Source organism: Arthrobacter sp. D1-17 (assembly GCF_054130535.1).
The window spans coordinates 3,230,673-3,252,874 of sequence record NZ_CP096382.1 but is presented as its reverse complement, the minus strand read 5'-3'; the positions used below and the strand labels follow the sequence as shown (position 1 = coordinate 3,252,874).

Genomic DNA, 22,202 nt, shown 5'->3' with positions numbered 1-22,202 from the left:
ACAGCAAACCCCAAGGCACCGGCGGTACCGAACAGGATGACGGCCACAACTGTCCCGCAGCAGCTCTGCGGAACAGCGTGCGGAGCCTTCAGATGGCGGGATGCTACTGCCGCGGCTGGCCGCCCACAAGAGCGGAACAGGTGAAGTAAAAGCTTATTGACAGGCCTCCACGCAGGAGTAATCTCAGCGATATCAGGACCTTTCGCCCTGTTTCCCAGTAATTTCGGCGCCGTGCCTTCACGGCTTCCGCCTGGCAATGGCGCCAGCAAGGAGAGTCCTCAATGTCATGGGAAATATCTGGAAAGTACGTTGCCAACTGCGATTGCCAGCTGATTTGTCCCTGCTCCGTAGACGGCCCGCCCACGGGGAAGAACGGGGAATGCCGGGGTTCGGCGGTCTTCCACATCGCCAGGGGCCAGCTTGATGACACCGACCTCTCGGGCGTTGACTTCGCCTTCTGCAACTTCTTCCCGTCAAACCTCACTGCAGGCAACTGGAAGGTCGGCATCATCGTCGGCAACAGCGCCTCTGACGGCCAGGCCCAGGCCCTGGAGCGCATCCTGCACGGCGACGAAGGCGGACCGTTTGCCGACTTCGCCGCCTTCTACGGCGAGTGGCTTGGTGTTGAGCGCCGCAATATCAGCTTCTCCGATGGCGACACCCCCACGGCTTCCGTGGACGGACACATCAATCTGGCCATTGAACCGCTTCCCGGCCCCGACGGGGGAGTCACCACCGTCAAGAACGCAATGTTCGGCTTCGCCCCCGAGTACCTGATTGGGAAGGGCCGAGGCGGGTCGGACCTCTTCGGCCTCGACTACGGTTCGGTCTACGCCGAATCGGCGGACTACACGTTCTCAAGCGAGATGGCCGAAGGTGCACCCAAAGGCCGCGCCTGAGCCCCGGCAGCACACCCTGCGCGCCATTGATGTGCGCGAGGCCGTACTGATTGCCGTACTGCTCATCCTCGCTGCGCTGAGCTGGGTGCTCACCGCGCAGCGGATGGGCGGGATGGACATGGGAGCCTGGACGGATCCGGGGCCGCTGGGGTACTTCCTTACTACCTGGATGGTGATGCTGGCCGCCATGATGTTTCCATCGGTCGCGCCCATGGTGACGGCCTACGCGAAAATCAGCCGCCGCCGTCGGGAAACGGGGCGTTATGCACCGCGCGGTTCCACAGCCCTGTTCGTCGTTGGGTATCTCGTCGCGTGGACGGCGTTCGGGCTGGTGGCCTACGGGCTTTATGGGGCGGTTGTGGTGCTTGCCCCCGGCGCGTTCACGGCAGATCCCAGCGGACGCTTCGCCGCGGCCGGCGTGATCCTGGCGGCTGCGCTGTACCAGCTGACCCCCGCTAAGAATGGCTGTCTCACCAAGTGCCGCACGCCCATGCATTTCGTCCTCCACGGCCTGCGGCCGGGATACGGCGGGGCGCTGCGCATGGGGGTGGAGCACGGCGCCTGGTGCGTTGGCTGCTGCTGGGCGCTCATGGTGGCGCTGTTTGCGCTGGGCGTGATGAGCGTCGGGTGGATGGCACTCATGGGCGCGTTCATCGCGGCGGAGAAGATGCTGCCCTGGAGAGGCCTGGCCAACCGCTCGGTCTCGGCAGCTCTGGCCCTGATTGCGGTCGGCATTGTGCTTATGCCCGCGGCGACCTCGGGAATGACGATGTGAAAGACGCTCAATGAGGGTTTGCAGCGGGCTTCAATTCGGCAGCACCGGCGGCATTTGGCCCGGAACGTGCCGTTCCCCAGGAACTGACGACGGCGAGGCCGGCGGCTACCGCTGCACTCAGCACCACCGCCCCCAGCCACAGCGAGACCGGCCAGCGGATCGCATCCACCACCGAGTACGCCACGAGCTGGCCCGTCCAAACAAGCGCAGCGGTTCCGGCGGTCACGGCGGGCAACCGCCGGTGCAGCCACACTGCCGGCACCCGGGCGAGCAGCAGGTCAACCACGACGGCGGCCAGCGTGGCCCCTGCTGCTCCGGCCACCGCGGTCGGGCGCACGCCCACCATCACAACGGGAAGCCAGGCCGCCGCCACGACGAGCAGAGTGACAATCCCGCGGAGGGGCTTCCGTGCGGCTGAAAGCGTGAACAGGAAGGGGGCGATGATCAGAGCGGTGGTCAGCAGGTAACTGACCAAACCGACCACCACCGGCATCTCCGCCTCAATGCGGCCGGGCGTGCCCACCGGCGTCGGAACGAAGAGGGCAGTTGGCCCCGGCCGGACAAAAGCCGAGGCGTAGACGAAGAAGAAGGCTCCCAAGCCCGTCATCAGGACGACGGCGAACATCGCCGCCGGAGTCCACCCAGGGTTTCCGGTGCGGCTGGCTGCCCGGGCGCTCCGGACTGCGGTGCCGAGGATGAGGAAGAGACTCAACCCGAGCAGCAGGTGGGTGGGGCTGACCAAGGCATCCAGCGAGACCTCCAGGCCCAGAATTTCGTGCCACAGCAGGTCCAGACCACCCGCCGTGGCGAACAGGAGCACTCCCGCCGCGGTGCCGCGGTAGCCCGGCGGAGCGCCTTGCACGAGCGGTTGCCCGGGCGTCCGGTAGCGCCAGATCACGACGGCGGTCCACGCCGCCGTGGCCAGCATGCCGGAGTAGAGGGCCGCGTGCCACGGCGTGAAGAACGTCTCCAGCCCGGGGACGTTTAGGTGTGCCCAGCCGTCGATGAAGACGGCGAGCAGCAGCCACAGCCCCAGGAGCCCGGTGATTAGGTCCCGGAAGCGCCCGGTGCGGGTGCCAGTGCGCGGTGCCGCGTCGAGCAACGTTGCCCCCTTCCCGAGAGCCGTCAGGTGAGGGGATGGTACTGCCGTGGCTTGGCGCGTACAAGGGGCTCTGCTCTGGGGTGTAGGTCCAGGTTCCCGGTTACTGTGCCGCCCGCCGGTTGCGTGCCTGGTGTGCGAGCTGGAGGAACCAGAGCACGAAAACCGTTTCGATCACCACCATTAGGGCGAGCATCAGCCACCGCCCTTGGGCGATGAAAACGACGGCGCCGGTGAGGACCAGCACGGTCCCAAGGGTCAGGGCGTACACGGCGAAGCCCAAGGCAACCCCTGCGCTGCGCACACCGGTGCGGAAGCCAAAGCCCAGCGGCTCTCCGCCGGGGTGCCCTGGCACCCGGTCGGGGGCGGCGGGTTTAGAGCAGTCGAACTCGTCCCACAGGTCCCGGTCCTGATCGGTCATACCTCCATTATTCCGCGTAGCTGGCAGCTCCGGCGCTCTAAAGCGGGAGGTCGGGGCCCCGAATCAACAAGGTGGACAAGTCCATCGCGTTATGCCGCCATCCCTGCCTGAACCTTTGTTTCCTCCTCGGGTGCCCGCGTTGCCGCCAGCTGCTTCGCGAGATACTTAGCGTCCCGGCAGACGCCGGGCAGGGTTTCGGATGCGGCCGAGTAGATGAGATCCTTCCCCAGCAGGTACAGGCCCGGCAATGCATCCACGGTCCCGCGGTGCTGCTGCTCGCGCCAGTTCGCGGGCAGCCCCGGGATGTCCAGCCACGGGTAGTCCTCGGCGAAGCCGGTGCACCAGATGACGTTCGACACGGAAAGGCTGCGGCCGTCGTCGAGCAATACTTCTGCATCCTCAACGCCGGAGACCCGCGACACCAGGTGGACGCCAGCGGCGCGGAGGTCTGCCAGCTTGGTGCGGATCAACGGCGTAGCCATGGCAGCAATCTTCGGCAGCACCCTCCGTCCGACCGGCGTGTTGGTGTTCAGCACGTGCATCCCGGCGAAGCGGACCACCGGGATGAAGTAACGGGCGGCGTTCCGGCCGTGCCGGAACGGAATCTCGGCACTCGGCTTGCCTGCCAGCCAGGTTTCGTGCGTGCGGCTGGTCTCCAAGGCGATCTCCGCCCCGGAGTTACCCACGCCTACCACCAGGACCGGTCCGCTTGAGAGTTGAGCGGGGTTTTTGTAGTCCTTGGAGTGGAGCTGTACCACGTCGGGTGGCAGCTGCGCCGCAAAGCCCGGCCTCTTAGGCAGATGGCAGGCGCCGGTGGCAAGGACGACGTTCAGCGCCGTCCAGCGCTGCGCCCCGGCCGTCACGTGGAACCGCTGCCCATCGTGGCTCAGCCGGGTGACAGCCGTGTTGGAGCGGACCGGCAGGTGGAAGCGGGAGGCGTAGTCCTCCAGATAGTCGGCCTGCTCGTCCTTGGTGGGAAAGGCGAGCCGGTCGCCGGGGAAGGGCAGGCCGGGCAGGCCGTCGTACTTGGCGGGCGTAAACAGGCGCAGCGAGTCCCAGCGAATCCGCCACGCGTCGCCGACCCGTGCCCCGGCGTCGAGAATGACGAAGATCCTGCGCTGCTGCGCCAGGTAGTAGCCCAGCGCCAAGCCGGACTGTCCGGCACCGATGATGACGGTGTCGACGGCGGTAGGACTGACGGCGCTGCCGGTGTCAGGTGCCGGGATGGAATTCATGGTGGTGCCTCCTCATGCATGTATGTGCGGTGGATTGGTCATGAACGCGGTGGAAGCGCAGGAACCAGATGAGCAGCAGCGCGGAGGCTGTGATGTAGAAACAGTGCAGCAGCCAGATGGGCCCCAGCGGGAGGCTGAAGACGTAAACGGAGTGCACTGCGTTGGCCACATTGCTCAGCGTGAGGTAGCCGAGGCTGTAGGAGTCAAGATCTCTCGTGCGGAGGGCCTTGCCCAGCATCGGCAGGTAGCTCACCGCGAAGAGGATGGTGGACACTATTCCTGCAAACACCGAAACGTTCATGCCACTAACGCTATGTATCGTCGTGGCAGGTCAAATCGGGCGAATCACCCATTTCCCGGGTGGAGTCGGGCTGACGGGGGAATGGGTAGTTTTATGCAGGGGAGGGATGCCGGGTGAGTCCGTGCTCGTAGGCGTATGCCGTGAGCGCGGCCCGGGAGGACAGGTCCAGCTTGGTGAAGACGTTGCTTAGGTGCCGGGCCACCGTTTTCCCGCTGATGAACAGTTCGGCTGCGATGTCCCGGTTGCTCAGTCCGGCTGCGACCAGCCGCACGACCTCTATTTCCCGGGAGGTGAGCGGCCCGGCGTTGTGATCGGTGCCGTTCGCGGAGGCCGGCGCCGGGTCTGCCTCAGCGCCCGGGGCGGCGGGCATCAACTGTTCAAGCTCCGATAGCGCCGGCGCGGCGCCCAGCTCGGCAAATACTGCCCGGGCCGCCTCGCGCTCCAGGCGGGCGGACTCCTCATCGCCGAGTGCGCCGCACACGCTAGCCAGCAGGGCCCGGCAGCGGGCTGCCTCGAATGGGGCGTCGAGGCTGAGCCAGCGGGACCAAGCGCGGCGGAGCAGGACCAGGGCGGCCCCGGCATCGCCGTCGTGCATGAGCACGGAGGCCTGGGACTGCTCTGTCATGGCATGCAGCATGGGCGAGTCAAGGGAGGCGCAGAGCGAGGCCAGCTCTTCTGCCGCGGCCCGCGCCGCCTCCACATAACCCACGGCGAGTTCAATGTCGACGCGTGCGGCAAGCATCCGCCGGCGGTAGGCGGGGTCAAGATCGTCCATGGCCTGCCGGAGCAGGCTCTGGGCCTGCTCGGGCCTTCCCTGGGCAAGGCGGAGAAGCGCCAGCCCGGGCTGCGGCGGAAAGCCAGTCTCGAGGGCACGCAGGTAGGCTGCCTCGGCGGCGTCGAAGTCACCGCGCAACCGGTGAATTTCGCCCTGTTCGTAAAAGCCGCCATAGGTGGCCATCCGGTCGCCGCGGAACGCGAAGTCCTGTGCAGTCTTGGCCGCGTTCATCGCCTCTGACCAGGCGCCGTGCAGACGGTAAAGCTCCGCCCGGTGCATCTGACACTGCCCGCTGAAGGCCACGAGGCTGTGCTGCTCGGCGCACCACCGGTTCAACGCGCGGGTCCACTCGTGGGCCCGATCCAGGTCAAAGGCCAAACGACAGGTTTCGATTACGGCGCAGTAGATAATTCCGGCTGGGACCGGGGAGATTTCCCCGACAGTGACGGCGACCATGGATTCGTCAAGCAAGGCCAGGCCGTCGTCGAACTGGCCCAACTGAATTTTTGCCTGCCCGAGGCCCAGCGTACCGAGGGCTGCAGAGTCAGCGTCGCCACGTTCCCGCCCGAGGTAAGCCGCCCGGGTGAAGGCTTCAGCGGCGGCGGCGCCGTCGCCCCGATAGAGGGCGCCCAGCCCGGCCGGGACGAAGAGCAGCCCCTCGCAGGGGCAGGGCTCTGGCATGTCCTCGACGATGCGGTGAGCCCGGGCTATCCAGCCGGCACCGCGGGCGGTCTCGCCATGCTTGATGAGATTCAGCCCTGTCCAAACGGCGCAGCGCACTGCTGAAGCGTAGTCGCGGTCTGCGAGGTACTTCAGGTGCGCGCGGGCCAGAATGTCTCCGCCTTCATCGGGCCCACCGGTGAGGATGACGGAGGTGGCCAACTGTTCCAGGTCGCTGGCCGGCAGTTCGGCTTCGTGCTCGGCAGCGGTGTACTGCCCCACGGCGTCCGGCCAGCGCCGTTCGGCGTAGGCTTGCCTGCCTTGGGCAAGTGTAGACATCGGCGGCTCCCGTTCCCGGTGGCGGATCGCAGCCTGGCGCTGCCGGAGGCTGACCCGTCATGTGCTTTTCAGGCTACCGCCGGGGTTTAGCGGGCGGAAGGTACTCGTGAAGCAGCAACGGATGCGTGCGGGTTGTCGACCTGGACCAAAATAATTGCCTTGCAGCTTATCGTCCCAACCTTTCTTAAAGCTGGGGGGGATACCAATGGGCACCTGACGCCGTCTATGGAGTTGTGACCAATAAGTTCGAAAGAACGGGCTCTTCGCATCTGGGCTTGGTAAGGGGACCGATGTTGGGTGAGGACCGCCGGCCGGGTGGGGAAGGGCTCAGACGTGCTGCCCGGCTAACGCTGGGTGGGTGGACGGTCGGACTCTTCGTGACCGGCCTTGTGGTGTGGAGCCCCCATGTTCTCTTCGGCTACCACAGCCCGGCTCTGCACTTGGTGCTGGACTCGGTAGACGCTTGCGTGGCCTTATTGGTGGCATATCTGCTGGCCGGACGTTTTATGCGTCGTCGCAGACTGCAGGACTTGCTGCTCGCCCAAAGCCTCGTGCTTTTGGCGGCCGCCGGGACTGGCATGTCGTGGGTGACCGGATCACTAAGCGGGGAAGGAGACGGAAGCCTGGATGTCTGGCTTCCGCTGGCGCTCAGGTTAACCGGCGCAGTCCTCATTGCGGCCGCAGCAGTGGTGAGTCCGGACCGGAAGACACTGTCCACATCCGGACTGCGGACGGTAGCTGCACCTGTGGCAGTTGTCATCCTGCTGTCCTTGGCCCTTTGGGCCTGGCGGTTTCAACTGCCCGTGGCCCTCGACACGACTGTGGACCCTGCCACGCAACCTGCGCTGCTCGCCGTCCATCCACTGTTTCTGGCAGCCCAGTGCGCAGCGGCCCTTTGTTTTTTTACGGCCTCCATCGCCTTCACCAAGCCCGCCGCAGACCGTGACGACCCGTTGCTGCACTGGCTGGGTCCGGCTTGCGCCATTGCAGGGTTCGCCCGCGTCAACTATGCCCTGTTCCCGTCGCTGTACACAGACTGGTTTTATACCGGTGATCTTTTGCGGACCGGCTTCTACGTGCTGCTGCTGATCGGGGCCAGCCGTGAAATCAGGCAGTACTGGGACGCATACTCCCGCGTGGCCGTGCTCGAGGACCGGCGGAGGCTCTCCCGTGAGCTGCACGATGGGGTCATCCAGGAGCTCGCGTTGCTGCGGATGGAAGGTCACTCCCTGCCGCCCGATATGCCGGCCAAAAGCAGGATACTCGCTGCATGTGACCGATCGCTGGACGAAGCCCGTGCTGCAGTGCAAGCACTCGGCCATGGCGGGGACGACCCGCTGGGATTAGTCCTGCGCCGGACGATGCGGGAGCTGGCGCAGAGGTACCGCGTGCGCGTGGACATTGAGGTCGACGATTCGATCGAGGCCAGCGGGGAACAGCAGCACGCCCTGCTGCGCATCACTCGCGAGGCAGTGGCAAACGGAGTACGCCATGGCCGCGCCAGGCACCTGTCCCTGCGTTTGGGCAGGGTCGGCGACAGACGGCAACTGGTGGTTGAGGACGACGGGACTGGCTTCAACGTCGAGGGCGCCACGGGCGCCAACGCGGGCTACGGGTTGATCAGCATGCGGGACCGGGCCCGGACCTTGCCAGGATCCCTTGACATCACATCCCGGGCAGGACAAGGAAGCGTGGTTACGGTGACATGGTAGAGCAGCAGTGTCAACGGCTAGTCATGGCAGACGATCACGCGCGAATCCGGGCGAAGGTGCGCGAAGCGCTTGAAGCGGGCGGCTGGGAAGTATGCGGGGACGGGGCAACTGCGGGGGAAGCGATTGAGCTTGCTCTGAGACACCGCCCCGATGTGGTCCTGCTGGACATCAATATGCCCGGCAACGGTATTTCGGCCGCGCAGGAGATCAGCCGGACCTTACCCGAAACGGCAGTTGTGATGCTGACCCAGTCCGCGGATGATGAGGATCTCTTCGATTCGTTGCGGGCGGGGGCTTCCGGATATTTGCTCAAGACCACGGATCCGGCAGTTCTGGCCGACGTCCTACGGGGGGTCCTTTCTGGAGAGGCGGCAATGTCCCCCGCGCTCGTGACCCGCATTCTCCAGGAGTTCAAGGCGCCCGCCCGAAGGATTCTGAGCTGGAAGCCGGCCGCGGTGGCGAAGTTAAGCCCACGGGAGTGGGAGGTCATGGAGCTCTTGGCCACAGGGTTGGGCACCGAGGACGTCGCCAACAAGCTGTTCGTTTCCCCGACGACGGTCCGGGTCCACGTCTCGACAGTCTTGCGGAAACTTCGGGTGAAGGACCGGGAGAGCGCTTTTAGGGCGCTGAAGGGGTAGGAAGGGCCGGACCTTCTATGCGGCAGGACTAGCGCAGGTGCCAGGCCCGATTGGAGGGCCGTCCCAACGCGATGTGCTGGCGAGCGCCGGGTTAACACCCTGCTCTCGTACAGAATTTGCTTATTCGGGTGCGGGCACCAGGCATTGCGGCTGGTGCTGCTCGTTCATCAGGAGTTGCCCGCGTTTAGGCATTTGAACGCTGGCAAACGGTACTTACTTCCTTTTCCACCGTAGCCTTTAAACAGCGGTAGGCCGGCTGCCACACCTGTTGGGACCAAGACACACACCACGATTCAGCACTGTTTCGGGATTCGGATCTTCGGATACCGATATGCGGAGTTCCTACGTCCCACTTCCACAAGTTGAGCGCCCTTATTGGGCACAAGTAAGGGAATCACCATGAAAAAAAGGATTTTGACCGGCCCGGCAGCCAGGCCATTCGCTAGGCCCGCCACCGGCAGTAAGCCGCTCCACCGTGCAGTGTTCAGGGCGACGGCCGCCGTGGCGGCCGGAACCTTGCTCCTGACCAGTGCAGGGATGGTCAACGCGGACGACATCGTCGTACTCCCGGGCAGCGTCGACGCAGTCGCAAAGGTCATGCCTCTGAACGTCGGCGGAGCGGCGGGAATTACCCAACTGGGGGTCGTAACAACAGACGGCGACGGAAAGCCCGGGTGCAACCTCACAGGCAAGACAGTCCTCACGCTAAACATCACTTCGAGTGCTCCAACTGTGGCAAAAGTCGAGCCAAGCACTGTCACGTTTGATTCCTGCGGAGCACAGCCCACTTTGACCGTTACCCCCGTGAGCGCCGGGGAGGTTGAGATCGCGGCACAGGAAGCAAGCAACACGACTGGCTCCACATTCAACCTTCTGCCAGCGAAATTCACGGTGAAGGTAGCGCCGCCGTCGAACACTGCCCCGCGCCTTGACATCACCGGCACCACAACGGGCGGCTCTTACGCTAAAGGCTCCGTCCCTGTGACGGCGTGCAAGGCGACCGACGCGGAAGACGGGGTAAGCACTGCGGAGGTTAAGCTCAGCGCCATCACCGGTCCCGATGCGGCCACCGGGATAGGGACCCAGACTGCGAGCTGCAGTTACACAGATAAGGGAGGACTCACCGCTTCCAGCTCAGTGACATATACCATCACCGATCCTACTGCGCCCGAGGTCAGCTACACCTTGAGCCCGGCGACAGCTGACGGACTCGCCGGATGGTACAAGAGCGCGGTGAATTTGACGTGGACGGTGAAGGAACCGGACTCACCATCCACTCTTGATCGCACGGGCTGTGAAACCAAGACTGTAGAACTGGACCAGCTGGAAAAAGACTATGGCTGCTCCGCAAAGAGCGGCGGAGGCGCCGCCGAGGCCGTGACTGTCTCCATCAAGAAGGATGGCACTGCGCCAACCGCCAGCTACACCACCGCGACAGGCACTCTTGGCGACAACGGCTGGTACCGCTCGGATGTGGAAGCATTGTTCACCGGCGCGGACGCCACCTCAGGCCTGGCTTCAAGCACGCAAACGAAAAACTCGGAAGGTGAGGGTGCAGCCATCAAGGTCACAAGCCCTGCATTTGAGGACCTGGCGGGCAACACCAGCGCAGCAGGTCTCGCTTCGGAGACTTTCAAGATTGATAAGACGGCTCCCGCCGTCAGCTACACCAGCGCGACCGGCACACTTGGCGGCGACGGCTGGTACCGCTCGGACGTGAAAGCCCTGTTTACCGCCACTGACGGGACGTCGGGCCCGGCTGCAAGCACCCAGACAAAAGACTCGGTCGGCGAGGGCGAAGCGGTCCAGATAACAAGCCCGGAGTTCAAAGACCTCGCCGGCAACACCCGCGCAGCGGGCGCGGCTTCGGAAACCTTCAAGATTGACAAGACCGCGCCCACCGCCGTCTTCAACTCAACACTGACCGATAGCTACTTTGGTTCCACCGCGGCTGCGCCCACGTGCACCGCAACAGACAATCTCTCCGGTCCGCTCAGCTGCGCTGTCTCGGGCTACAAAACCGCTGTGGGCACACACACTCTTACTGCCACTGCCACCGACGTGGCAGGCAACACAGCAATCGCAAGCCAGCAGTACACTGTGAAAGCCTGGACCACCAAGGGCTTCTACCAACCGGTGGATATGAACGGCGTATTGAACACCGTCAAAAATGGCAGCACTGTACCCGTCAAGTTCGAGGCATTTGCGGGTACTACCGAGCTCACCGATCCTAGCTTGATGACAGTCAAGGTGAGCCCGATTGTGTGCACGCCAAACGCCCCGGTCGACGATATCGAACTAACAGCTGCTGGCAGCACGTCCCTGCGCTACGACGCCATTGGCGGCCAGTTCATTTACCACTGGAAAACCCCAGCAGCCGCCGGCTCCTGCTACAGGCTCACCATGGCAGCGGATGACGGCAGCACCATCCGTGCTGACTTCAAACTGAAATAGCATTGACGGGCCCCAATCTAAGGCTCCCTCGCAAACCAACTGCTCCCCGGAGGTTGGACTGGAAAATCCAGTTCTGACTTCCGGGGAGCAGGTTTATGTGAAGCTATTCTGCCTCCGCCTTTCTGCCGACGGAAGTAACTCGGAGACGTGCGATCCTCAGCCGGTCCATTGCCGTCACCGTCAGCGCATGGCCTGGCACCTCCACTCCGTCACCTACATGAGGCAGACGACCCAGTTGGTCGATGACGAACCCGGCCACGGTTTCGTAAGGACCCTCCGGAAGCGCTATTCCGGACGCTGACGCAAATTCCTGGAGTATCAGCCCGCCGTCGACCTCTATTGATCCATTGGCCATGCGGACGCGGTCCTCGGGATCAGCTCCGGTGTCGTACTCGTCGTAGATTTCACCAACCAGCTCTTCCACCAGATCCTCCAGAGTGACAATGCCGTCCGTGCCTCCATACTCGTCAACCACGAGCGCAATGTGCTGGTTGAGCCTGCGCATCCGGGACAGCGAGGGCAACACCTTGTTCGTTCCCGGCAATGGGAGAATCTCACGAACGATGTCCTTCACCATCCGCTCGTCTAACTGCCCATCCCGGAGCATCAGGTCACGGATATGGATGAAACCAAGGACGTCGTCAGGAGTCCTGCCGATTACGGGATAACGCGAGTATGGGGCGTCCTTCACCGTGCCGCGTGCGGCGGCCACGGTTAGGTCACCAGAGATGAAGGCCACCTCGGTGCGGGGACGCATGACTTCCTGCAATGACCGGCTCCCTGCCCCGAAAACGTCCTGCAGGATATTCCGGCTGTGCTCCTCCAGCCGGTCGTTCTGCGTCACCATGTCCCGCAGCTCCTCGGCGCTGATGGCCTCCTGCCGTGCTTTGGGATCACCTCCAAACAGCCTGACAACCGCGTCGGTTGAAACAGACAGCAGCCAGACGGCGGGTCGCATCAGCTCCGAAAGTACCAGCAAGGGCGGGGCGAGTACTTTCGCGAAACCGGCGGCGCTCTGCATGGCCAGCCGCTTGGGCACCAGCTCACCCAGTACCAGGGAAAGGTAGGCTACCAGCAGCGTCATGCCGATAAAGGCAACAGGTTCGGCTGCGGGGCCCAATCCCGCGGCTTGCAGGAGGGGCTCAACGTCCGGGGCGAGCGTGGAGGCGCCATAGGCGGCCGAGAAGAAACCCGATAGCGTTACGCCGATCTGGACAGTCGAGAGGAAACGGTTGGGATTCCCGGCCAGCGCTGCAATTCTGGCTCCGCGCTTCCCGGCCTTTTCCATCCGGCGCACCTGACCCTCACGAAGGGAAACGAGCGCCATTTCCGTGCCTGCAAAGAGGCCTCCTAACAGCACAAAAAAGAGGACCAGCAGGAAATTTATGAGGGTGTCGCTATCCATGAACCGACACTACCGAACCGCCGTACAGAACTCCCCTTCGCAGGTGAGAAGAGACGGGCATGGCGGCCACAGCCATTTTTGGGGAAGGAGCAGAGCCTGGGGAAGGGCGCCCTGCCACAGCTCTCAGCCCACTTGCTCGCCGCCTTGTTCTCGAGCATCGCCGATCCTACCCTGAGGTCATGCCCATAGTGAGCGCGAACGGCGTTGCCCTTTACTATGAGGTCCACGGCGAGGGAAGACCTGTCCTGGGGATTCACGGCACGCCCAGCTCGGCACTGATGTGGGAGGACGCCGCCGAGCGGCTCGGCCGCGTCACCAGGTGCATCATCTACGACCGCCGGGGCTTCTACCGCAGCGAACGGCCGCACCCATTCGAAGCCGTGGATCTCAACGATCACGTTCGGGACGCGGCCGCGCTGCTGGAGGTGCTGTCCGCGACGCCCGCGGCGGTGATCGGACGCAGTACCGGTGGATTGATCGCCCTGGAGCTGGCACGCCGCCACCCCGGCAAGGTCAGTGCGCTGGTGCTGCTGGAGCCGGCGGTGTTGACGCTGCATCCCGAGGCTGCGGCGTGGGCGCAGCAGCTGCGGCGAGCGGTGCTGGCCGCTGCAGCGCAGGACCCCTCGGCGGTTTCCGAGGTTGTGTTCCGGGAGGCGCTGGGTGGTGGGGCGTGGGAGTCATTTCCCGAGCCGCTGCGCGAGCACTTCATCAGCGCCAGCCCTGCTGTGCTGGCCGAAGTCAGGGGCCGGGGTCTGGATCTCAGCCAGGCACCGCTGGAGCTGAACGACGTGGAGGCCGCAGAGATACGGCAACCGACCCTGATCGTTTCGGCCGAAGATTCCCCGGAAGCACTCCACGCCGTCAACCGGCGCCTGCAGGAGCTGCTGCCCAACACGGAGACGGCCCATGTGACGGGCGGACATCTCATCGACCCGGCAGGACCGGCCGTGCTGGACTTCCTCCACCGGCATCTGCCGCCAGCCAACGCGAGCCCAGGCTGACGCGGCTGGCATTCATCGCTCAGATGTGGGTCCTGCTCCGCTCCCCGTGAGGCGTGCGTTCCACACTCCGGTGGTGAACCTGGTCATTACGGGTTTGCTTGGCCTGATTGCGATCTTCCTGGACGTGGCAACGTCGACGTCCTTCATCAGCTTCGGGCCCTTCACCGCCTTCACCCTGGTCAACGTCTCCGTGGTCTTCCACTACATGTGCCGGCGCAGGGCAGGGGAGCAGTTGAACCCTGTCTCCTACCGGAAGGTACCCGCGGTCGGCGCCATCATCTGCGGCTACCTGCTCTCCCAGCTGGATAGCAACACGATTACGCCGGGAGTGTCCTGGCAGGTGGTGGTCCTGGCGCTGACCACACGCAGCTTCCTGGCGGCGCCGCCGGAGATGACGAGGACGGAAAAAGCTACCGTGGGGGCTGCGGTTTACGGCCTCTCGCGGCCGCTGTAGCGAGCCGTGGTTGCATGGTTGTGATGTAACGAAGAGACGGGCCCGCTGCAGGAGCAGCGAGCCCGTCTTATTTGCGCCCTCGGCCGGGGCGCCAGTCCTCTTGATTACTATTCGCAGCCGACCCCATCGCGGTCGCGGTCGAGGTGCACGCCGTATTGGGGCTGCCTGCGTATACCGGCGCAGCTCCAGCCGCCCTGGCTGCAGAGCAGTTCTCGTAGACGGAAGCGGGAGCGGCGGGCACGACGGCTTGCTGTGCAGCTTGTTGTGCAGCAGCCTGCTCTGCGGCAGCCCGGGCTGCTGCAGCCTCAGCGGCCACGGTCTGGTCTGCTGCCGCCTTTTCTGCTACTTTGCGCGGCGCCGCAGCTCAGCGGCTGTTTTTTCGGCGGCAAGCTTATCGGCGGCTGGTTTTGCGGCTGCCTTCGCGGCTGCGAGTTTATCGGCAGCCGCCTTTGCTGCTGCCTTTTGAGCCCCTGGTCACATTTCACTGGCGGAAGCACCTGGCGGGGGAGGTAGCGGCGCAAGACTACATGCTGAGACCGCCGTGCATGAGAGCGAGATCGCCAACAGCCTCCTCGCAGACTCAACGGCTCCAACAGATTCGGGGAGCGACCCGTTGCCTACCCGTGGCTCAGCGCTAAGGGGCTCAAGGATCTTTCAAGAAAGTTGGCGGGTTAAGAGCCCCATCCGCTTCAATCGCCCGGCTGTGATGGTGCTCCCTAACAGTGCTGCCAAGGCTCTCTGATGGCGCTCCTCCTCCGTGTCGCTTGCTCCAAGCCACGCACAAGACAGCCGGCCATTGGGACCTGCGGCCGAGGTGCCGGGCACGCCTAGATGGATGATGAGAGAATGGGTGAGAACGACAAAACGGGTCCGCTGCATGTAGCAGCGGACCCGTTTTTGCATCCCGGCGGCCTTGTCATTAGGCGGGAACAGTGCGACTAGTCGCAGCCGATAACACCGATGTCACAGCCGCAGGAGGGTACAACTTCCCACTCTCTGTAGGACAAGTCCATTTAGGCAACGAGTTTGGCGTAGACGACATAGTTGTCGTCGAACTGGCCCGTTGCCGGATCGAAGCCGTCACATGTGATGAGCCGAAGTTCCGGCCCTTCGGTGTTCCCGTAGACGCTCTGTGTCGGGAACGCGTCCTTGGAGTAATGGTCAGCATGATCAAATGCGAAAACGCTGGTAGTTCCATCCTGGCGTGGAACCCTGATCACGTCACCCGCCTTGAGGTCTCGAAGGTTTGCGAAGACGCCCGGACCTCCGTCCGTTGCATTGACATGCCCTAGAAGGATGGCAGGACCGCGCTCTCCAGGCGTCGGAGACCCGTTGTACCAGGAAGCCGGAGCGCCCGGACCGTCCGGTGGCACTTCCAGCGACCCGTCCTCTTTCAGGCCCAGACTTAGCAGGTCAGATTCGATGCCAACGGAAGGGATGCTGACAGAAATTGGGTCCGAAGCTGGCAGGACCTTCTGGGGTGCTGTAAGCCCATTTGATGGTACGGAAGTCTCGGCAGGAGCCGTCGTCCCGGCATGAGGTGCAGGCGAAGAAGTGGGTGCCGCCGGCATAGCAGCCGTCTGCACCGAAGCGCCTGTTGCGCAACCAGTAAGAAGTAGCAAAGCGACCGCCGCGGACGCCAGCTGGCATCTGCGGCGGGCGCTCGTCGAGCTAGTCATACGATGCGTTATTTCCGAAGCCTATGCCTGGACGGATGCGCGTCGACGCACGAGGATAGAGCCGGCCGCTGCGGCAATGGCAAGGCCGCCAAGCGCGAGGAAGTCGGTCCCGTTGCTGACCGGCTGAGCAACGCCGGTCTCAGCGCCGCCTACCGGCACCTGGCTTACCTGCGCCGGGGCCTGAGCTACAGCAGCCGGAGCGGGAGCGACCTGAGTGGTTCCGCCGCCTGCAGCGGAGTTCTCACAGGCAATGCCGTCCTTGTCACGGTCAAGGTGCGGACCGTAGCCCGGTGCTCCTGCCGGGATGTTGTACGCGCCTGCTGCTGCTGCTGCCTTGCAGTTAGGGAAGGCGGCGGTTGTTGCGTTGGCCGGGGTCGCTGTCATCGCTGACAGTCCGACCACCGCTGCTACTGCGAAGACAGATACGCTTTTCTTCATTTTTATCCCCATTCTTCTGGTGCCCGCCATGCAAGAGCGAGCGCAGGACCCTCCGGTGAAGGGGAGCCTGCAGCTAGCCCTGCGGGCGGTGATTATTGGCATTTGCCTCGCAAGTTATATCAACCGAAATGCTTGAACCGTCAATGTGACGGCCCCCCACAATAGTGCCAGTGTCAGCTGTTACGCTGGGGGTTCACTGACGAATTGGGGCCCTGGCCGGTCGTGCGCAAGACTGTTGCCGTGAGCAACTCCTCCCGCGCCGGCCTCGCCGTGGCCGGCCTCAGCCTGGGCACGTCGCTGAACCCGCTGAACTCGTCGATGATCGCCGTCGCCCTGGTGGTGCTGCGCGAGGACTTCCGGCTCGACGTCGCCACGGTCACTTGGGTGATTACCGCCTTCTACATCACGTCCGCCGCCGGCCAGCCGCTGATGGGGCGGCTCGCCGACAGGTTCGGTCCACGGCGACTCTTCATGCTGGGCATGGGGCTGGTGGCGGCGACCTGCGCGCTGGCTCCCTTCTCGCCCAACTTCGTTTTCGTTTGCATAGCCCGCGCCCTCATGGCGCTGGGAACGGCGACGGCGTACCCGAGTGCCGTCGTCATGGTCGGTGCCCTGGCAAGGATGGCGAACACGACCTCCACCCGTCCGCTGGGTCGCATCCAGATGGCCAACACCTCAGGGGCCGCGGTTGGCCCGGTGGTGGGCGGGCTGCTGATAAGCCTGATGGGTTGGGAAGCCCTGTTCCTGATCAACGTGCCGCTGTCGCTGGCTGCCCTGTTCATTGTGCGGAAGTGTGCGCCACCGGATGAAGGGCGGGAACAGGGCAGCGTGGCCAGCCTGCTGCGCGATTCTGACATCCCCGGCATCCTCGCCTTCACGGCCAGCATGGTGCTGCTGCTGATGGGACTGCTCAATGCCCTGCCCGGGTTCCGCTGGTGGCTGCTGGGCGCCGCCATGGTGTTGGCCATGCTCTTCGGCTGGCGCGAGCTGAGCTTCAAAAGGCCGTTCCTGGACCTGCGCCTGCTCGGCAGGAACCGTCCCCTGCTGCTCGTGTACCTGGGCTTCACGGTATTCAGCGCGGTCTACTATTTCGCGTTCTTCGGGCTGCCCCAGCTGCTGCAGGAAGCCGGTGGATATGACCCGGGTCTGGTAGGCCTGCTGATGCTGCCGCTGGCGGCGATGTCCGTCGTCGTCACGCCCTTGGCCGCCCGCGGGATCGACCGGTTCGGCGTGCGGCGGGTGCTGCTTGCCGGCGTCGCACTTCTGGCAGTGGTGGCAGCGGCACTATGGCTGCTGACCACGTCGTTGGCCGTCCTGCTGGTTCTGGCCCTCACGGCCCTGATGGGCGTGCCTTATGGTGCCGTCGGCATCGCCTCGAACCAGGGCCTGTACCTCTCCGCGGCGCCGGAGGACAGGGGAGTGGCCGCCGGGATCTTCCAGACCTGCCGGTACGTGGGCGCCATCAGCGCCACCGTGATGATCGGCCTCTTCTACGGCACCGGGGTGAACCAGGAGAACTGGGGCCGCATGGTGCTGGTGATGCTGGGGCTCTGCGCGGGGACGTTCGTCGTTTCGCTGCTGTGGCGGGAGCGAAAGACGCCCTAGACGATGAAGGGTGGCCTAAAGACCGCCACGCAGTGGTTCCTGGTGCTGGCCCAGGGACCGCATTTATGCACGTTGAGATCGGCCCTTGTGGCAAGCTGGCATTGGCTACGGTTGGCTTCCGCCGGCCGGGCTCCCGGCGTGGCGCCCCGGACCAGACTTGGAGTGGGTAAATGGAATCTGTACGGACTTTCGAATCAATAGTCATCATCTTCAACCCAAACAGCACTGGAGACGCGCCAGAACTGGCCGAAAAGCTCCGGGACCGCCTGGCTGAACTCCTCACCTACTCGCCCGAGATCAGGCTGCAGCCGACCAGTCACGCCGGGCACGCCGTAGAGCTGGCCCGCGATGCCTCCACCAGCACCAGGAATGTGCTGGTTGTCTCTGTCAGCGGGGACGGGGGCTACAACGAAGTCGTCAACGGCGTGATGCAGGGCGGTAATGCCGAGGCCGTATGTGCTGTTATGGCCGCGGGCAACGCCAACGACCACCGGCGGACCATAGGCACCAAACCGCTGGAAGAAGCCATCGCCGAGGGCCGCGTACGCCACATTGACCTGCTGCGCATCCATACGGGCCAAGGACCCGGCGAGACGGCCGAATACGCCCACTCCTATATCGGCTTCGGGCTCACACCGGTGGTGGCCATCGACCTTGAAAAGGGCAGCAAGGGCGCCCTCAAGGAGATGTTCTCTGTGGTGCGGACGTTCTCAAAGTACAAGCCCTTTGAGATACGGCAGGCGGATGGAAAACGCCGGAAGTTCGACAGCCTCGTCTTCGCCAATATTCCCGAGATGGCCAAGTATGCAACGCTCAGCGAAGCAGACGACCAGGCTTCCGACGGGAAATTCGAAGTGGTCATTTTCCCGCACATGTCCAAGTGGCGCGTGCTTTTGACAGCGCTGCGCGCCACCACGCAGGGACTGGGGGATCAGCCCAGCGTCAGCAGTTACGAATTCACCACACTCAAACCGCTTCCGTACCAGATCGACGGGGAAGTGAAGTCCGTGGCCGCAAAGACCGCAGTCAGGGTAGTGAGCGCCCCCTCTGCCCTGCCGACGCTTGGGTAGGGCCGGCCCTCACTCAGGAGGAAGGGCCGGAGCGGAAGAACGTCTCCGGTCGGCTTGCACCCTGCCGGCCCCCGCCATTGCAGGCTGCCTTTGTAGCCTTGACCCCTGCACCGGAAGGCCTACGATGGGCCGCACGAGTACATGCCAAGGAGGAGATGCGTCATGTCACGCGCTGAGGTAGAGCAGCTTGATGACCGCGGAATGGCGGCGTGGGACCAGCATGATGCGGCGGCGTTCACCGCCCTGCTGGCGGACGGTTTCACGTTTCGGGATGTGATGGCGCCTGAGGCCTTCACTACCCGGGAACAGGTCCAGGCATATATGGAATCGTGGTTTACCGCGTTTCCCGATTTACGTGCCAAATTGACCAACAGGGTGGTGTCGGATGATCAGGTGGCGGGTGAAGTCGAGATCACGGGCACCCACACCGGTCCGCTGCAGATGGGCGGCCAGGAGATTCCAGCCACGGGCAAGCCTATCGTGGGAACCGGCACGTACTTCGGCTCCGTCAGGGAGGGCAAGTTCGTCTCCTTCCGCGTCCATCCGAACGTCGCCTCAATGATGATGCAGCTGGGACTGATGCCGGGGGCTTAGCCCGGACCGGCGCGGTGCCGCTCAACCCTGAGCCTACCGCTGATGTCCTTGAGGTGGAGCCATAGCGGGCCGCCCGGCACCCTGCCCGCTTCCGCCGTCGGTGTCCGCTATGCCCTTTCCCTTTCCGTCAGCAGCTCCCTTTCCGTCAGCTGGAACCCCGGTGCTGCCCGCCGCGGGTTTGTCCGCCCAGGACGGCACGTCGGCCGGACGGGAGGCATGCGGGGTGGCGGGTTTCCCTTCGCCGTGCAGGCCGGTGGAAGGAGTCCCGGTTCCATGTTTTCGGGGCGTCTGGGTCACGTGCATGCGCGTCTCGGCACCGTGCCGTTCGTGCACGGAAGGCTCAGCCGGGCGGTTCTGAACAGGGACAGGGGCGGCGGGAACAGCCGCCGCCGAGGGCGTTCCGGCAGGGGAGTGAATGACGGCAGCTCAGTACCGCAGGTGAGAGTTGGCGGTAGACAGTGCAAAAGGCACCCTCGTCGGCGTGACCTGGCGCCTGTACGTCAGCCTTGACTTTTTGCATCCGCCCCCCTGCGGCAGATGCTCCTATCCGGGCATCTTTCGGATCTGGCGCCGGGCCAGGACGAGCAGTTCGCCCCGGCCCGATCGCCGCTCCGGCCCCGGTTTCAGTGTTGTGGCAGAAGCGGAAGCCAGGTCGGTGCCCCAGGGGCGGCGGGGACACCGGGCGAAGCGCCGGCTGCGCACGTGGCGCGCCACCGGCTGACGGCAAAGATGAAGACGGCCTCGATCAGCACCATCAGGCCGGGCAGCGGCCACTGCCCTGGCTGGCGAACACGATCGCGGTTGGCGAACACGATCGCGCTGGTGAGGACGAGGGGTCACCGTGCGCCGCGTGAACGGCGCGGCGCACGGTGCACAGCACACTAGATTTTCGCGGATTCCTTCTCGCGGTCGGCCGTCTTGTAGGACTCCCAGAAGGTGGCCCCGGTAATGCCGAGTGGCTTCGGGTCGAAGACCGGATCGAGGCCGAGCTTCTGCTGGCGCTCGAAGTCCTTCAGCGCCTTGAACGCGGGCTTCTGCAGGATCAGGATGCCCACGATGTTCAGCCAGGCCATGAGGCCAACGCCAATATCGCCCATCACCCATGCATCGGCGGCAGTGTTCACGCAACCGTAAGCAGCGGCGACGAGGATGGCCACCTGCAGGGCGATGGTGGTGGCGCGGCCGAGGCTGGTCCGGAGGCCGGGAATCATCTTGGCCGACGAGGTGCCCAGGAGGAAGCGCAGGTTGGTTTCGGCCATGTAGTAGTACGCGATGACAGTGGTCAGGCAGAAGAAGACCAGCGTGATCGCGATGAACGCGGCGCCGACGCCGGGGAAGACGGAGTCGAATCCGGCCTGCACGTACTGCGGCCCAACGACGGCCGAGGCCGACAGCAGGCCGCCTTCGGCGAGGACTGCACCGTCTTCGCTGCCCCCGGAGAAGACGCGGTAGGCGCCGGTGGAGAGGATCAGGAAGCCGGTGGCCGAGCAGACGAACAGCGTGTCGATGTAGACCGCGAAGGCCTGGACCAGGCCTTGCTTCGCCGGGTGCGAGACTTCGGCGGCGGCCGCGGCGTGCGGGCCCGTTCCCTGGCCGGCCTCGTTTGAGTAGACACCGCGCTTGACGCCCCACATCACGGCCAGGCCGATGATGGCTCCGAGGGCAGAATCCATACCGAAGGCGCTGCGGAACACCAGCGAGAGGATTTCCGGCAGCTGGGCGGCGTTGATGACGACGACGATCAGGGCGAGGATGATGTAGCCGACGGCCATAAAGGGCACCACGAACGCGGCAACGCTGGCAATACGCTTCACGCCGCCCACGACGACGAGGGCCAGGAGGATGACCGAGCCGACGGCAACAATCCACGGCTCGAGGGTCCACGCGCCGCTGATTGCGGTGGCCATAGAATTGGTTTGGACACCCGGCATGAGAATGCCGCAGGCAAGGACGGTCACGGCCGCGAAGATGTAGCCGTAGACCTTGAAGAAGCCGGCGCCCTTGGTGTGGGCGAACGCACGGGAGAAGTAGTACGCCGGGCCGCCGCGGTATTCGCCGGTCAGCGGGTCGCGGGTCTTGTAGATCTGGCCGAGGGTCGACTCGATAAACGATGTGGATGCGCCCAGGAAAGCGACCGCCCACATCCAAAACAGGGCGCCGGGTCCGCCGAAGGCGATTGCGGTGGCGACACCGGCGACGTTGCCGGTGCCGACGCGGCCTGACAGGGACATCGCCAGGGCCTGGAACGAGGAGACGCCGGAGGCGGACTTCTCACCCCGCACCAGCTGCTGGATCATGCCCTTGACGTGCCGCACCTGCAGGAAGCGCGAACGGACGGAGAAGTAGACGCCTGTGGCGAGGCAGAGATAGACGAGCCAGTCGCTCCAGATCACGTTATTGATGGCTGATAAGACATCGCTCATAAGTGGGTTTCCTTTATGAAGAGCGGGGGGATGGGGTTGGGGGTGCCCGGGTCGGTGGACGCGGTGGCGCACACCACATCAAAACCTGTGAAGTGTCGCACAAAATGGTGGTACTAGTCCATTTGGCCGCATCCCGTCCCCGTGACCGGCCATTACACGGAACATCGGAGAAGGCCAGGGGAGCCCTGAGAGCCGGCGCATGGGCAAGAACCTTCCTCAGTCAAC

20 protein-coding genes are annotated in these 22,202 nt (G+C 64.4%); 10 read left to right on the top strand and 10 right to left on the bottom strand.

The annotated features are described in order from the left end of the window. Positions 1-281 precede the first annotated feature (281 nt). Both M1E01_RS15025 and M1E01_RS15020 read left to right on the top strand, forming a co-directional pair. Positions 282-899, top strand: a complete 618-nt coding sequence (locus M1E01_RS15025) for a DUF1326 domain-containing protein (protein ID WP_457972360.1) — start codon at positions 282-284, stop codon at positions 897-899. Then, on the top strand, positions 877-1,674 hold the full coding sequence (locus M1E01_RS15020; protein WP_457972359.1) for a DUF2182 domain-containing protein: 798 nt from the start codon (positions 877-879) through the stop codon (positions 1,672-1,674). Before M1E01_RS15025 ends, M1E01_RS15020 begins: the two co-directional genes overlap by 23 nt. A 7-nt stretch (positions 1,675-1,681) precedes the next feature. On the opposite strand, the gene M1E01_RS15015 is transcribed toward M1E01_RS15020, so the two are convergent. From M1E01_RS15015 to M1E01_RS14995, 5 genes are all read right to left on the bottom strand, one after another. Next, complete coding sequence (locus M1E01_RS15015) at positions 1,682-2,776, bottom strand: hypothetical protein (protein WP_457972358.1); 1,095 nt, start codon at positions 2,774-2,776, stop codon at positions 1,682-1,684. A gap of 100 nt (positions 2,777-2,876) precedes the next feature. Beyond that, on the bottom strand, positions 2,877-3,194 hold the full coding sequence (locus M1E01_RS15010; RefSeq protein ID WP_457972357.1) for a hypothetical protein: 318 nt from the start codon (positions 3,192-3,194) through the stop codon (positions 2,877-2,879). 89 nt (positions 3,195-3,283) lie between these two features. After that, positions 3,284-4,429, bottom strand: a complete 1,146-nt coding sequence (locus M1E01_RS15005) for a flavin-containing monooxygenase (RefSeq protein ID WP_457972356.1) — start codon at positions 4,427-4,429, stop codon at positions 3,284-3,286. Further along, positions 4,407-4,730 carry a hypothetical protein gene (locus M1E01_RS15000; RefSeq protein ID WP_457972355.1) on the bottom strand — a complete coding sequence of 108 codons (324 nt, stop codon included), beginning with the start codon at positions 4,728-4,730 and terminating at the stop codon, positions 4,407-4,409. The genes M1E01_RS15005 and M1E01_RS15000 overlap by 23 nt, the downstream gene beginning before the upstream one ends. Before the next feature lie 91 nt (positions 4,731-4,821). Continuing rightward, on the bottom strand, positions 4,822-6,504 hold the full coding sequence (locus M1E01_RS14995) for a LuxR C-terminal-related transcriptional regulator (RefSeq protein WP_457972354.1): 1,683 nt from the start codon (positions 6,502-6,504) through the stop codon (positions 4,822-4,824). 290 nt (positions 6,505-6,794) lie between these two features. Between M1E01_RS14995 and M1E01_RS14990 the strand changes: the two genes are divergently transcribed. The 3 genes from M1E01_RS14990 to M1E01_RS14980 all read left to right on the top strand — a co-directional run bounded on the left by M1E01_RS14990 (position 6,795) and on the right by M1E01_RS14980 (position 11,308). Then, complete coding sequence (locus M1E01_RS14990) at positions 6,795-8,216, top strand: sensor histidine kinase (RefSeq protein ID WP_457972353.1); 1,422 nt, start codon at positions 6,795-6,797, stop codon at positions 8,214-8,216. 23 nt (positions 8,217-8,239) lie between these two features. Continuing rightward, complete coding sequence (locus tag M1E01_RS14985) at positions 8,240-8,854, top strand: response regulator (RefSeq protein ID WP_457972352.1); 615 nt, start codon at positions 8,240-8,242, stop codon at positions 8,852-8,854. 501 nt (positions 8,855-9,355) lie between these two features. Beyond that, on the top strand, positions 9,356-11,308 hold the full coding sequence (locus M1E01_RS14980) for a PxKF domain-containing protein (protein WP_457972351.1): 1,953 nt from the start codon (positions 9,356-9,358) through the stop codon (positions 11,306-11,308). Between the two features lie 103 nt (positions 11,309-11,411). On the opposite strand, the gene M1E01_RS14975 is transcribed toward M1E01_RS14980, so the two are convergent. Next, a complete protein-coding gene (locus M1E01_RS14975) occupies positions 11,412-12,713 on the bottom strand; it encodes a hemolysin family protein (protein ID WP_457972350.1) in 1,302 nt (433 codons plus the stop codon). Between the two features lie 179 nt (positions 12,714-12,892). On the opposite strand from M1E01_RS14975, the gene M1E01_RS14970 reads away from it, so the two are divergent. Next, positions 12,893-13,714: an alpha/beta fold hydrolase gene (locus tag M1E01_RS14970; protein ID WP_457972349.1), complete on the top strand. Its 822-nt coding sequence runs from the start codon at positions 12,893-12,895 to the stop codon at positions 13,712-13,714. Between the two features lie 73 nt (positions 13,715-13,787). After that, positions 13,788-14,168 (top strand): hypothetical protein, encoded by a 381-nt coding sequence (locus M1E01_RS14965; RefSeq protein WP_457972348.1) that lies wholly within the window; start codon positions 13,788-13,790, stop codon positions 14,166-14,168. A 107-nt stretch (positions 14,169-14,275) separates the two neighbouring features. Here the strand turns inward: M1E01_RS14965 and M1E01_RS14960 are convergent, their stop codons facing one another. From M1E01_RS14960 to M1E01_RS14950, 3 genes are all read right to left on the bottom strand, one after another. Beyond that, complete coding sequence (locus M1E01_RS14960) at positions 14,276-14,341, bottom strand: excalibur calcium-binding domain-containing protein (protein ID WP_457974982.1); 66 nt, start codon at positions 14,339-14,341, stop codon at positions 14,276-14,278. An 840-nt stretch (positions 14,342-15,181) separates the two neighbouring features. Next, positions 15,182-15,739, bottom strand: coding sequence for a class F sortase (locus M1E01_RS14955; protein WP_457972347.1), 558 nt, complete (start codon positions 15,737-15,739; stop codon positions 15,182-15,184). Positions 15,740-15,868: 129 nt separating this feature from the next. Beyond that, positions 15,869-16,285: an excalibur calcium-binding domain-containing protein gene (locus tag M1E01_RS14950; RefSeq protein ID WP_457972346.1), complete on the bottom strand. Its 417-nt coding sequence runs from the start codon at positions 16,283-16,285 to the stop codon at positions 15,869-15,871. A 240-nt stretch (positions 16,286-16,525) separates the two neighbouring features. Between M1E01_RS14950 and M1E01_RS14945 the strand changes: the two genes are divergently transcribed. The 3 genes from M1E01_RS14945 to M1E01_RS14935 all read left to right on the top strand — a co-directional run bounded on the left by M1E01_RS14945 (position 16,526) and on the right by M1E01_RS14935 (position 19,554). Next, positions 16,526-17,890: an MFS transporter gene (locus tag M1E01_RS14945; RefSeq protein WP_457972345.1), complete on the top strand. Its 1,365-nt coding sequence runs from the start codon at positions 16,526-16,528 to the stop codon at positions 17,888-17,890. A 170-nt stretch (positions 17,891-18,060) separates the two neighbouring features. Continuing rightward, positions 18,061-18,960: a diacylglycerol/lipid kinase family protein gene (locus M1E01_RS14940; RefSeq protein WP_457972344.1), complete on the top strand. Its 900-nt coding sequence runs from the start codon at positions 18,061-18,063 to the stop codon at positions 18,958-18,960. Between the two features lie 162 nt (positions 18,961-19,122). Beyond that, positions 19,123-19,554, top strand: coding sequence for an ester cyclase (locus M1E01_RS14935; protein WP_457972343.1), 432 nt, complete (start codon positions 19,123-19,125; stop codon positions 19,552-19,554). A gap of 881 nt (positions 19,555-20,435) precedes the next feature. On the opposite strand, the gene M1E01_RS14930 is transcribed toward M1E01_RS14935, so the two are convergent. Beyond that, positions 20,436-21,977 (bottom strand): alanine/glycine:cation symporter family protein, encoded by a 1,542-nt coding sequence (locus M1E01_RS14930; RefSeq protein ID WP_457972342.1) that lies wholly within the window; start codon positions 21,975-21,977, stop codon positions 20,436-20,438. Between the last annotated feature and the right edge of the window lie 225 nt (positions 21,978-22,202).